This is a genomic window from Rhizobium sp. CG5 (assembly GCF_023701945.1).
Lineage (GTDB): Bacteria > Pseudomonadota > Alphaproteobacteria > Rhizobiales > Rhizobiaceae > Allorhizobium.
This window is the reverse complement of record NZ_JABAEF010000023.1, coordinates 80,732-92,679: the sequence shown is the minus strand read 5'-3', so window position 1 is coordinate 92,679 and position 11,948 is coordinate 80,732. Positions and strand designations below refer to the sequence as shown.

At 61.2% G+C, this 11,948-nt stretch carries 10 protein-coding genes; 2 read left to right on the top strand and 8 right to left on the bottom strand.

Features of this window, described 5'->3' with window-relative positions:
* Nucleotides 1-276: 276 nt before the first annotated feature.
* The 8 genes from HGO38_RS27055 to HGO38_RS27020 form a co-directional block, all read right to left on the bottom strand.
* On the bottom strand, nucleotides 277-1,233 hold the full coding sequence (locus HGO38_RS27055; RefSeq protein ID WP_250958918.1) for a FecR family protein: 957 nt from the start codon (nucleotides 1,231-1,233) through the stop codon (nucleotides 277-279).
* 122 nt (nucleotides 1,234-1,355) lie between these two features.
* A complete protein-coding gene (locus HGO38_RS27050) occupies nucleotides 1,356-1,898 on the bottom strand; it encodes an RNA polymerase sigma factor (protein WP_250958917.1) in 543 nt (180 codons plus the stop codon).
* A gap of 282 nt (nucleotides 1,899-2,180) precedes the next feature.
* Nucleotides 2,181-2,969 (bottom strand): ABC transporter ATP-binding protein, encoded by a 789-nt coding sequence (locus HGO38_RS27045; protein WP_250958922.1) that lies wholly within the window; start codon nucleotides 2,967-2,969, stop codon nucleotides 2,181-2,183.
* A complete protein-coding gene (locus HGO38_RS27040) occupies nucleotides 2,962-3,948 on the bottom strand; it encodes a FecCD family ABC transporter permease (RefSeq protein WP_250958916.1) in 987 nt (328 codons plus the stop codon). The genes HGO38_RS27045 and HGO38_RS27040 overlap by 8 nt, the downstream gene beginning before the upstream one ends.
* Nucleotides 3,945-4,949, bottom strand: a complete 1,005-nt coding sequence (locus HGO38_RS27035) for a FecCD family ABC transporter permease (protein ID WP_250958915.1) — start codon at nucleotides 4,947-4,949, stop codon at nucleotides 3,945-3,947. The genes HGO38_RS27040 and HGO38_RS27035 overlap by 4 nt, the downstream gene beginning before the upstream one ends.
* A 20-nt stretch (nucleotides 4,950-4,969) precedes the next feature.
* A complete protein-coding gene (locus HGO38_RS27030; RefSeq protein WP_250958914.1) occupies nucleotides 4,970-5,905 on the bottom strand; it encodes an iron-siderophore ABC transporter substrate-binding protein in 936 nt (311 codons plus the stop codon).
* A 54-nt stretch (nucleotides 5,906-5,959) separates the two neighbouring features.
* Complete coding sequence (locus tag HGO38_RS27025; RefSeq protein WP_250958913.1) at nucleotides 5,960-8,356, bottom strand: TonB-dependent receptor; 2,397 nt, start codon at nucleotides 8,354-8,356, stop codon at nucleotides 5,960-5,962.
* A 319-nt stretch (nucleotides 8,357-8,675) separates the two neighbouring features.
* The gene (locus HGO38_RS27020) at nucleotides 8,676-10,121 is read right to left on the bottom strand and encodes an NAD-dependent succinate-semialdehyde dehydrogenase (protein WP_250958912.1); all 1,446 of its coding nucleotides are present in this window, start codon (nucleotides 10,119-10,121) and stop codon (nucleotides 8,676-8,678) included.
* Between the two features lie 152 nt (nucleotides 10,122-10,273).
* On the opposite strand from HGO38_RS27020, the gene HGO38_RS27015 reads away from it, so the two are divergent.
* Together HGO38_RS27015 and HGO38_RS27010 are read left to right on the top strand one after the other, a co-directional pair.
* Nucleotides 10,274-10,930, top strand: a complete 657-nt coding sequence (locus HGO38_RS27015) for a GntR family transcriptional regulator (RefSeq protein ID WP_250958911.1) — start codon at nucleotides 10,274-10,276, stop codon at nucleotides 10,928-10,930.
* A gap of 2 nt (nucleotides 10,931-10,932) precedes the next feature.
* Nucleotides 10,933-11,925 carry a proline racemase family protein gene (locus HGO38_RS27010; protein ID WP_250958910.1) on the top strand — a complete coding sequence of 331 codons (993 nt, stop codon included), beginning with the start codon at nucleotides 10,933-10,935 and terminating at the stop codon, nucleotides 11,923-11,925.
* Nucleotides 11,926-11,948: the final 23 nt, after the last annotated feature.

The following is an 11,948-nucleotide window of genomic DNA, read 5'->3' as shown; positions in this document are numbered from 1 at the left end:
GTGCCCGACCCCACCGCCTCCGCCACCACCACCGCCGCAAAGCAACTGACGCGACGGAAAAGAACACTGCGGCCGCCTCACTGAGGCGGCCGTATTTCTTTACCCCGCACAGTTCGAGGGACTGGCCGCAGGATCTTGGTGTCTGTGCTCGGGTTGAGCCTTCTTCATGCTCATGCGTGCACCACAAGTGACCGATGGTTACGTCGCAGCCTGGCTGGGTTCGCTTGCGCCGAGGACACGTTTACGCCGTCGCGCGACGATGCCCTCTAATCCTGCCTACCTGCGAATGACGATCAGGGGGCCGAGGCGTGTCGTCTTCACCCCGAGGGCCATGGTTACGAAGGCAAGCGCGTCATCGGTGTCTGCAACCTTGATCGTGCCGCTGACGCGGCGATTGGCCAATGCCGAGCCGGCAACGACGATCCGGCCGTAGAAATGCCGGTTCATCTCCTCAACCACATAGGAGAGCGGTGCATTGTCCACGGCGATTTGTCCGCGCTTCCAGGCGAGCGCCACAAGACCATCGACCGGTGAGACGACGGTCTCCGCATTCGCATAGTCATAAACCGCCTGCTCGCCCTGCGTGACGCGAACGGCGCCGGCGCGCTGTTCGTCGAACTCGATCTGCACCGTGTTTTCCGTCACGGTCACTTCCGTGTCGTCATGGCCGTAGCGCACGTCGAACGCGGTGCCGAGCGCCGTCACCTTTGCCTCCCCCGCCACGACCGTAAAAGGTCGTTCGGGCGCGTGGGCGACCTGGAAGAAAGCTTGGCCGTGAAGAAGGCGGATGACGCGGCGCTCCTCGGTGAAATCCACGGCAATCGCCGAGGAGGCATTGAGCTGCACCACGGACCCGTCCTCCAATGTGCGTACCGGCATCTCGTCCGTCCCGGCAATCATGTCCGCCTCCAGATACAGCGGTCCATCAAGGGCAAAGAAGGCGCCGGTCGCAAGCGCTGCCACGACCATCGTCGCGGCAATCGGCTTTGCCATGCTCTGAGGGCGGACCTCGATATTGGTCAGAGCAGGATCGGATTGGATCGCCCGGCGGGCGTCCCCCATCAGCCGTTCGGCGGCGCTGTAGGTCCGACAGTTTTCCGGATCGTGCTCGAGCCATTCCTTGAAGCGGGCGCGTTCCTCTGGCGACTGGCTCGGGTTGCCATTGCGCAGGATCCAGTCGGCCGCCTCGCGGTTCCGCTTTCTCTGAGTGTTATTTGCTCCGTTGACCGGCATAGGCATCTCCAGACGCATCCTTTGACCTCTAGACGTTCGACGTCGTCCGTTTGGGACTCTTAGATCAGTTCAAGCCTGGGCATGTAGCGATATTGCGCCCGCAATGGCGATCTTTTGCCAATCTAGAGAATACGGTCAAGGCAATGGGCGAAGGCGCGACGCAGGTGCCGGTCCACCATGTTTCTTGAAATGTTGAGCCTGGCGCTGATCTGGTCCGGCGTCAGATGATGAAGGCGGTGCAGAACGAACACGACCCGGCGTCGTTCCGGCAGTTCCGCGATCGCCTCGCGCAGGATCGCAAGCCGCGCTTCGATTTCGAGCAAGTGGTCCGGCGCGTGCCCGCTGCTTGCCACCGACAGCGCTTCGCGCTCGGAGCCGGAGAAGAGCCGGGCCTCCTTGGTTTCCCGGCGCTGACGGTCTATGCCGAGATTGATCGCGGCGCGGCAGAGAAAGGCCTTGATCGACCGCTTGTTGTGGAGAACCTCCGGCCTGGCGGCGAGCTTTATATAAAGATCGTGCACCACATCGCGGGCGGTGGAGCTGGGATGGCCCCGCCGACGCACGGCATTGGTGATCTCCGCATAGTGGGCTTCCATGGCCCGGTTCAGCAACTCGCTGCTGTCAACACTGTCCCAGACAAGGGGCGTGGAGGAGGAGCTCGACATCGGCACACAGTTCCCAAACCAACAGTCAGGCTCAAGCAAAGATAGCCGAACCTTTATGACAAGATGGCTAACGGATCTCAAAAAAACGTGCAAGTGCAACAGGTTAGAAGAATTCAAAACTAACAAACGATCTTTGGTTAAATCAAGACTGTAAAACTCATCTTTACGTCTGATTTCGTTGCCCGATTCCGTTTGCCTGCTTCGTACGACGATTTGGCAAGGCACCGGCGATTTATTCAAAAGCACAAGACGTGTGACATTTCTGTAACGGCTATGATGGGCTCAGAGCGGGATGCAGAGCGGCGTTCCGGCAACCGGATCGCGGATCACCACCGTCTTGACATTGAACACGTCGAAGATTGTCTCGGCGGAGATGACCGTATCGGGCTTCCCGGCCGCGGTAATCCTGCCACCCTTCAAAAGGACGATATGGTCGGCAAAGCGCGCCGCCTGATTGATGTCGTGCAGAACTGCGACAACCGTCTTGCCGTGTTTTTCAACGAGCATTGTAATGAGGTTCATCAGTTCTATTTGATGTTCAAGATCGAGATAGGTAGTCGGTTCATCAAGCAGAAGCACTTCACCCTGCTGCGCCAGCGTCATGGCGATCCAGGCGCGTTGGCGCTGACCGCCGGAAAGGCTGTCGAGCAAGCGGTCGGAAAGATCCGTCGTGCCGGTCAGCATCAGCGCCTCGTCGGAGGCTTTCTGGTCATTGGCAGACCAGCGGCCAAACAGCGATTGGTGCGGATAGCGGCCTTGCCGCACGAGATCGGCAACCGTCAACCCCTCCGGTGCGACCGGCCCCTGCAGCAGTACGCCCACCTTTCGCGCGACATCTCGGGTGGAGAGATCGGTCAAGTCGCGGCCATCCAGCAGGATATTGCCGCCGGAAGGCTTCATGAGCGCTGCGAAGGTGCGCAGGATCGTGGACTTGCCGCTGCCATTCGGGCCGATCAGCGCGGTAAAGCTCCGTTCCGGGATGTCGAGATCGAGTTTGTCGACGATGCGGCGTTGGCCATAATCGATGTCGACTCCGCTTCCGGTGATCTTGGCCGAGCGTTTCTCATCCATGGTCACTGCGGCGTCTCCAGAGAAGATAGGCGAAAAAGGGGCCCCCGACGAGCCCGGTGACGATGCCGGCCGGAAGTTGCGCCGGCGGCAGAATGATGCGTCCGATGAGATCGGCGGAGACGACAAGGCAGGCGCCGATAAGTGCTGCGACCGGAAGTATCCGACCGTGCGACGCCCCGACCAGGCGGCGTGCAATATGCGGCGCGATGAGGCCGACGAAGCCGATGAGACCGGAGACGGCCACGGCCGCGCCCGAAAGCACTGTGACGAGCACGATCACCAGGCCCCGCACGAGATCAACCGGCTGTCCGAGGCTCTTTGCGGAATTGTCACCGAAGCGGATGAGATCCAGCTCGCGCGCGGCGAGGAGGGCAAGCGTGACGGGGACAATGAGCCAGAGGCCAAGCAGTTTCACCTTGACCATGTTGGCATCGTAGACACTGCCCGCCAGCCAGACCATCGCCCGCTGTACGTCGCCGATATCGCCAAAGGCGGACAGGAAGGTCGTACCGGCCGTGGCGAGCGAGGACAGTCCAATGCCAATCAGGATGATGCGAAGCGAGGATGTGCCGCCGCGCCAGGCGAGCCCGTAGACCGCGAGCGCCATCGCCGCTGCGCCCAGGAAGCCTGCCGCCTGCAACAGCGCGACGGGAGGATCCTGGACCAGGACGATGACCGCCATGGCCGCTGCTGCCGCGCCGCTGTTGATGCCCAGAACGCCCGGTTCGGCCAGCGGATTGCGCATGATGGCCAGCGTCATCGTTCCGGCCGTGGCAAGCGCGACACCGACGAGGAGGGCGAGAAGGACGCGCGGCAGGCGAAGGTCAAAGACAATCATCGTGCTCTGCGAATTGGGATCGCCCGTTCCGGTCAGGGCTTGGTAGAGTTCCTGCCAGGTCAGGGACACATCGCCGAAGGCGAGACTCGCGGCAACCAGGACGCCGAGTACAAGCGTGAGGGCGGCGAAAAGTCGGATCATGTCTTGCCCCTCAGCCGCATTCGGGCGAGATAGAGGAAGAACGGTGCGCCAACGAGCGCGATCGTCACGCCGACTGGAAAGCTCTGGCTGCCAAAGACGAGCCGGCCGAGCATATCGGCGACGACCACCAGCAGTGCACCGCCGAGCGCCGAGAAGGGAACAACCCAGCGATAATCGACGCCGATACACATCCGCACGATATGCGGGACCACGAGGCCGACGAAGCCGATCGGTCCGGCGAGTGCCACGGCGCCGCCCGCAAGCAGGATGACGATGACAACCGATGCGCCGCGCCAGACGATCGGGTTCTGCCCGAGCGAGCGCGAGGCATCCGCCCCGAGACTGAGCGTCGTCAAATGCCGACCGAGCGGCAAGGCAGCGATGAGGCCGATGACGATATAAGGCGCAACTGTTCTGACCTGCGCCATGGTTCGCCCCGTCACCGAGCCGGCGGTCCAGAGGCGAACGGCATCGAGCGTGCTCTGGTCGAAGATCAGCACGGCGGTGGTGAGCGAGGTCAGGAAGGTCGCGACGATGACGCCGGCCAGCACGAGCCCGAGCGGTGAGCGCCCGGCCGTACCCAACGAGCCCAGTGCATACACGATGATCGCAGCGATGGCGGCGCCAAGAAAGGCGAACCAGATATAGAGATCGGCGACGCCTGCGCCGAAGAGCGCCATCACGGAAACGACCGCGAAGGCTGCGCCGGCATTGATGCCGAGCAGGCCAGGCGAGGCAAGCGGGTTGTTCGTCACTGCCTGCATGATGGCGCCGGAGACGGCGAGTGCACTGCCGGCGAGCAGCGCCGCGAGCACGCGGGGCAGGCGAATGGAGGTCACGAGGAGGTGGTCTCGCGAGCCATCGAAGGCTAGGATTGCAGATAGGATGGTAAAAGGCGGCATGGTCACCGTGCCGAGCGCAATGGCGCTCAGGGCGGCAAGAACCAGCAGACAGAGCAGGGCCGCGACGGCGAGCAATCGTCCGCCCTGCGTCGATGCCATGCGCCCGGTCTTCCGGTGGCTCATTGATCAGCCAGGATGTAGCGCTCGACGTCGTCGAGGATGCGGTTCGCCGAGGCGATGCCATGGAAGCTCTGCCAGGGACCGCGATCGACCCGATGGGCGCGTCCGGCCTGGACAGCGGGCAGCAATTGCCACAGCGGGTTTTCGGTCACCTGCTTTTCGAGAGCGTCGTCCGGACCGCTCTCGAAGCCGCTGGCGGACACATAGAGCAGCACGTCGCCGTCCAGATTGGCAAGTTCCTCCCAATCCGGCCGCTTGATGATCGTCCCATCGGTGACCGTCTCGTAAGCGGTGCGCTTTACGCCTGCCTCATGCAGTACGGAAAAAGGGGCGTAGGCATCTGGTCCGTCGACGAAGACCACAAAGCGATCCGGTGCCAAACGGACGGTCGAGACGGTCAGTTTCTTGTCCTTCATCCGCTCGCGGATCGCCGCGACGCGGGTCTCGTAGGCCTCAAGCGACGCATTGGCCGCGCCTTCGCGGCCCGTCACTTGGGAGAGGCGCTGCAGATATCTCTTCCAGTCCATATGCTTGAACAGGACCGTCGGCGCAATCTTGGCAGCCTGCTCGTAGATGGCCGAATGCGCCTCGGCCGAACCGATGATCAGATCCGGCTTCAGCACGGCGAGCCGCTCGAGACTTGGCTCCCTGGGATTGCCGAGATCGACCATCTCTCTGGCTTTCACCACGTTGAGGACTTCGTCCTCAGTGATCGCCACATAGGGGGTTGCAACGACAGGTGCCTTGAGCTCGATCAGCATTCCAAGCGTGATCAGCGGATCGAGGGTGACGATCCGTTTAGGCTCCGTCGGGATGCAGAAGGGTGGATTGTAGACCCCCTCGCTGACGGCCTTGCCGCTGCAGGCCGCATCGGCAAACGACACCGGAAGAAGGAAAGCGAATAGAGCGAGACAGAAGCGCAAGATGGACACCATTTCGTCGCCAGCAGTTGAAAATGGCTGCGGGATTGTGTCCCGCAGCCTGGGCAATCAGAACTTCGTCCGCAGGTTCAAGCCGAAGGAGCGGCGCTTGCCGGCCTGGGCATAGGGCAGCGAATAATCGGGATCGATGATCGTGTAATACTTCTCGTCCGTCAGGTTCTCTGCGAAGGCGGTGACTTCCCAATTGTTCTTCTTGAGGCCCACCTGTGCGTTCACAAGGAAGCGCGGGTCGATCTTGTACATGCCATTCGTGCCGAAGCGCGAATTATAGCTGGTGGTGTATTTCGCATCGGCACCGATGAAGACGCCGTTGTCGAACTCATAGCGGCCGCCAAAGCCCAGGCTCCATTCCGGTGCTTCGGGGAAAGACTTGCCGTCCTGCGGTTCGCTGAGTGCTGCGTGGTTGAAGTCGATGAACTTGGTGTTCAGGTAGCCGATCGACGCGAAGGTGGTGAACTGATCGGTGACCTCGAAGGTCGGTTCGATCTCGAAACCCCATGCCCGCGACGTGGCGGCATTCGAAATGATGCGGTAGCCGGGGATGGAGGGATCGGGGCGGATCTCGACCTGCTGATCGTCGTATTTCGTATAGAAGAGATTGGCATTCAGCCTCAGCCGGTCGTCGATCAGTATTCCCTTGTACGAGAGTTCGAAGTTCTGGGAGTATTCCGGGTCATAGGTGCCGAGTTCGCCCGTCACGCGGTCGTAATAGGACCCACCCGAGCGGAAGCCTTGGGTGTAGGTGAGGCCGACCGTATGATTGTCGCCGAATTCCTTGGATATGCCGACCTTCGGCACGAAATTGAGTTCGGTAAGGTGCGTCGGGTCGCCGGTCAGGACAGGGTTGGCATCGATCAGACCGGAATAATTCTGCTGATGGTCCTTGTCGTTCAGGTAATCCAGGCGTCCGCCCAGCGTCGCAAACCAGGTCGGCGCAAATTCGTAGGTGGCTTCACCGAACACGGCCAGATTCGCCGTTGTGCGGTGCTGCGTGTCATTCTGCTGGTAGTAGTCGAAGGCAACGATATCCGTGGCGCCATCCCACTTTTCGTAGCTGCCATAGACGCCGGTCACCCATTTCCAGCGCTCGCCTTCGTAGTTCAGGCGGAATTCCTGGGTCAAAATGGAGTTGTCGTCCTCGCCGGTAATGCCGTTGACGACGCCTTCGGTGCCATAATCAACGGAGCGCCGGTTGTTGATGCCGAATTGATAGCCGGTCTGCGAGGTAAAGCGCAGCGTGTCGGAAATGTCGTGCGTGACCTCGAGCCCGAGATTGTGCACCTCGGTCCAGCGATATTCCGTATAGGTGACGGGATTGTTGTTGAAATCGCCGCGGCCCGAATAAAGGCCGACAAGCGCGTCGTTCGGTCGATCCTTCGAATAGGAATAGGTGAGCAGTGCGCGGGTGTCCGGCAGTTCCGACGGTGTGAGCAGCAGTTTGGCGCGCAGGACGCCGCTGATATCCGTCGTCAACTCGTCGTAATTGTCGAAACTCTTGAAGTCGGAATAGCTGGGCTCGGCATGCGAACGTTCGAAAGCGCCAGAAATGCGCAGCGCAATCTGGTCCTCGACGACAGGCGTATTGTACATGAAGGCCGAGCCCACAAGATCGTTGCTGCCGATCGTCGTGGAAATCTCCCCTTCCTTCTCAAAAGTCGGGTCCTTGGATTTGATGTAGATCGCCCCGGTCATGGCCGCACGGCCGGACAGCGTCGACTGCGGGCCGCGATAGACCTCGACCTGTTCGACGTCCCAGAGGTTGCGCGCGCCGAAACGGGCATTGTACCTGGTCTGGAGGATGCCATCGATATAGAGCGAGCCGGCGGGTCCGCCCGACGATACCAGGCCTTCGGAGCTCATGCCGCGGATGACGAAACCGGCATTGACCGTGGCGCTGTCCAGCACGTTTGCCATGCGGCGATAGGTCTCCTGCGTGGTGCGGATCTGGCTCTCCGCCAGGCTCTCGGCGTTCAAAATGGCGACGCTGCTCGTCGTGCCCTGGAGCGTGGTCGCGTTGCGTGCCCCGTAGACCGTGATGGCCTCCAGTTCCGTCACGCCGTCCGGAACCGAGCCTGTCGTCGCCGTGGCACCTGCCGAAAGCGTCACCTGGTTGCTGCCGGCGAAACGAGCATCGACGCCGGTGCCGGCGAGTACGGTCGACAGGGCCTGTTCCGGAGAAAGTGTGCCGCTGACGCCTGCGGTCGTCCTGCCCGAGGCGAGCGAGGCGTCGAAGAGGATCTGCAGGCCCGTCTGCGCGGCGAGGCTGTTCAACGCCGGCGTCAACGGCCCGGCCGGTACCGAGATCGATTGCGCCGTCGCCTGTGCGGCGGCGGTCTCTGCCATTGCCGGCATGGCCGGGTTCAGCACGACAAGTGCTGTGCCCGCCAGAAGGATCGCCCGCAGGCCTGCCCGTGTCCCACGCGAGACGAAAATGTTATTACCCATCAAAACCCCCAATCGTGCGGCGTTCAAGGCGCCGCAGTCCACCACCTGATCTCCGTGCCTCCATCTCGGAAAACCGCGTCCCTTCGGGCTTTCCGGCATGGCATCGGGAGCGGCTCATCAATCCGCTCGTGGTGTAGACGATTGGTTTTCGGGTCCTGGGACTCTCGACCTGAGAAAAATTTAGGAATGCGGCACGGCTCGCTTTACGCAACGCCGAGGTGCTTGCGCATGAGTGCGCGCAACGAAGATCTGCCGCCCATTGGGCGACAGATCCTTTCGGCATCGCTCTCCGTGGTGGAAAACGTGCGCAGAGAATTGATTACATCTCCGTGACGAACTTCGTCCTGAGATAGGCATCCAAGCCTTCAATGCCGCTTTCCGAACCGTAACCAGATTCGTTGACGCCGCCAAACGGGGTCTCCGGGGTGGAGACCATCATGTGGTTTACACCCACCATGCCGGCTTCGAGAGCCATTTCGGTCTTCTGGGCCAGGTTGAGATTGCGGGTGAAGACAAAGGATGCGAGGCCGTAGGGAACGGAGTTGGCCCGCTCCATCACATCGTCAAAGGTCGAGAAGCTGGTGGTCGGCGCCAGCGGGCCGAAGGGCTCGTCCAACATGATCCGCGCATTGTCGGGCACGTTGGCCAGCAGCGTCGGCGAGTAGAAGTAGCCCTTATTGCCGAGCCGCTGGCCGCCGGTGACGATATCGGCGCCCTTGGCTTTGGCGTCGGCCACGAGGCTGTCCATGGCGTCGAGGCGACGCGGTGCGATCATCGGCCCCATCTGGATACCATCTTCGAGACCATTGCCGACCTTGATCCTTGAGGCGCGGGCGGCGAAGCCGTCGATAAAGTTCTTGTAGATCGATTCATGCACATAGAAGCGGGTCGGCGAGGTGCAGACCTGGCCGGCATTGCGGAACTTGAAAAGGACGACGGTATCGAGCGTCTTTTCCAGATCGGCGTCTTCATGGACGATGACCGGCGAATGACCGCCGAGTTCCATCGTGCAGCGCTTCAGCGTATCTGCCGCCTGCTTCTGCAGCAGCTTGCCGACGGCAGTCGAGCCAGTCAGCGAGACCTTCTTCGGGATAGGCGATGCAATCAAGTGGGAGGAAACCTCGCCGGGAACGCCGAAAACAATGTTCAGAACGCCGGCCGGCAGGCCTGCATCCTGAAAGCAACGGGCGATGGCGACAGCCGTGCCTGGCGTTTCTTCGGCCGGTTTGAGGATGATCGAGCAGCCGGCGCCAAGAGCGCCCGAGATCTTACGGATGACGTTGCTGGCTGGAAAATTCCAGGCCGCGAAGGCGACAACGGGGCCAACCGGCTCCTTGAAGACCATCTGGCGAACGCCCGGCAGGCGGGCGGGTACGATGCGACCATAGGCGCGCTTGCCTTCCTCGCCATACCAGCGGGTCGCGTCCGCTGCGAACTGCACTTCCCCGATCGACTCGCCAATCGCCTTGCCGTTTTCCAGCGTCAATGTCCTGGCGATATCCGGCTTGCGCTGCTCGATCAGCGAGGCTGCCTTGTCCATGATGGTCCAGCGCTGTATCGCCGTCATTGCCCTCCAGACCTTGAAGCCGGAGAGCGATGCGCGCAAGGCACGATCAAGGTCGGCAGGGGAAGCATGGGGCACGGTGGCCAGCACTTCTTCCGTCGCCGGATTGATCAAATCTTCCGTCTTGCCTTCCGATCCCTGGCACCAGACGCCATCGATCAGCAGTTCGATCTTTTCCTTGTACATGTCCAGTCCTTCCATTTTCCCACCCGACCCACATAGGAGCGGCCGATGGCCTACAAACCAACGCAACATGCCCGTTATTGCGCCATGCAAAAATTAGCGGCAACTCGTGTTGACTCGTACATTGTATACAGTATGGTGTCGATATGATTTTAGCTCGAATTCAAAAATTGTCGGTCGCCATTCCTGAAAATCTTGCGGAGATTTTGGAGGAGGAAATCATTTTCGGTCGTCTCAAGTCGCGGGAGCGATTGACGGAGGAAATGGTCGCCGAGCGATACGGTGTCAGCCGCTCCCCGGTGCGTGAAGCGCTGCGATTGCTGGAGCGCGATGGCCTGGTGACCCGCGAGGCGCGCCGCGGGATTTGGGTTTCGCCGATGTCTCAAAAGGATTTCGACGAGATCTACATGTGCCGCATACCCCTCGAAGGCCTGGTCGCCCAGCAGGCGGCGGAAGCCGACGAAGCTGCCAAGAAGAGCGAATACAAAGGCTTGCTTGCGGATCTCAAGAGCGCCCAGCTGCGCAATGACGCCCGCGAGTTTTTCATCACGGATGTGAGGGGCTCGTTCATCCACTACACACTTGCCGGCAACAAGACGTTGATGCGGCTGCTCGGCGGCTTGGAAAAGCAGGCGCTTCGCTACCGTTTCCATGCCTATGAGCAGAACCCGCAGATGATGCAGTTGTCCCTGGATGACACCACGCGCATCTGCGAGGCGATCATCGCCGGTGACGGGCAGGCGGCCAAGGCCATCACTGAAAAGCTCATTCACGAGATCTGGCAGACGATGCGCGACGGCATTCGTGAAGCGTTCGGGCGGGGCTGATCATGATCAATCTCTCGGCGTCCTTCAGCGTTATCGATTCCCATACCGCCGGTCATCCCACTCGCGTCATCCTCAGCGGCATTCCCAAGCTGCAGGGCAAGACGGTCCGCGAGAAGCGCGACGATTTCCGAGAGCGGCTCGATCACCTGCGTCCCGCCCTGCTGCACGAGCCGCGCGGCCACGCCGCAATGGTCGGCGCTGTGCCGGTGGCCTCCGAGGTGGCGGACTACGGCGCCTTTTTTATTTCCTCCTATGTCTATCTCGATATGTGTGGCCATGGGACGATCGGCTTTGCCAAGACGCTGGCCTTTAGCGGCCAGATCACGGCCGAAATGGGTGATCGTTTCACCCTGGAGACGCCGGCTGGCATTGTTACCGTTGGCCTCGTCTGGGCCGTTGACGGATCGCTCGAGCGCGTTCGGGTAGCCAACGTCCCGAGCTATGTCGGTCTTGACAATCTGCACGTCGAAGTCGACGGCATCGGCGGTGTCGATGCAGCCATCGTCTACGGCGGCATGTGGTACGCGCTTGTCGATGCCGCGACGCTTGGCTACGAGCTGGTCCCGGCCAATGCCTCGGCGCTGATGCAGGCTGGCTCGGAGATCAAGTCTGCGATCAAGGCTGAGACCGAGAAGCTGCCGCTGTTTGCCGGATCCGCGGCGCCGAGTGTGCTTTTTTACACCGCTGATGGTGCCGATACGGCCACGCATTTCCTGGTGCTGGAATCCAACAAGTTCGACCGCTCGCCCTGCGGCACGGGCACGTCGGCCCGGATGACACATCTGCTGAACAAGGGTCTTCTGACCCGTGACCAGACCTATTTCGCCCGCAACATCCTCGGAATTACGTTTCAGGCGCGGGCCGCCGCCCATGTCGAGGCCCATGGGCATGACGCAACGATCGTCGAAGTCGAGGGCGCCGCCTTCATCACCTCGACCCAGACCATTTGCTTCGAGGCGGGTGATCCGCTCTCGCAGGGATTTCTCTGCCGATAACTGAACCTACCAAGAAAAAGGGG

Coding starts and splice junctions, on each gene's coding strand:
- HGO38_RS27055 (WP_250958918.1), bottom strand. CDS start 1,233: ATGCCGGTCAACGGAGCAAATAACACTCAGAGAAAGCGGAACCGCGAG.
- HGO38_RS27050 (WP_250958917.1), bottom strand. CDS start 1,898: ATGTCGAGCTCCTCCTCCACGCCCCTTGTCTGGGACAGTGTTGACAGC.
- HGO38_RS27045 (WP_250958922.1), bottom strand. CDS start 2,969: ATGGATGAGAAACGCTCGGCCAAGATCACCGGAAGCGGAGTCGACATC.
- HGO38_RS27040 (WP_250958916.1), bottom strand. CDS start 3,948: ATGATCCGACTTTTCGCCGCCCTCACGCTTGTACTCGGCGTCCTGGTT.
- HGO38_RS27035 (WP_250958915.1), bottom strand. CDS start 4,949: ATGGCATCGACGCAGGGCGGACGATTGCTCGCCGTCGCGGCCCTGCTC.
- HGO38_RS27030 (WP_250958914.1), bottom strand. CDS start 5,905: ATGGTGTCCATCTTGCGCTTCTGTCTCGCTCTATTCGCTTTCCTTCTT.
- HGO38_RS27025 (WP_250958913.1), bottom strand. CDS start 8,356: ATGGGTAATAACATTTTCGTCTCGCGTGGGACACGGGCAGGCCTGCGG.
- HGO38_RS27020 (WP_250958912.1), bottom strand. CDS start 10,121: ATGGAAGGACTGGACATGTACAAGGAAAAGATCGAACTGCTGATCGAT.
- HGO38_RS27010 (WP_250958910.1), top strand. CDS start 10,933: ATGATCAATCTCTCGGCGTCCTTCAGCGTTATCGATTCCCATACCGCC.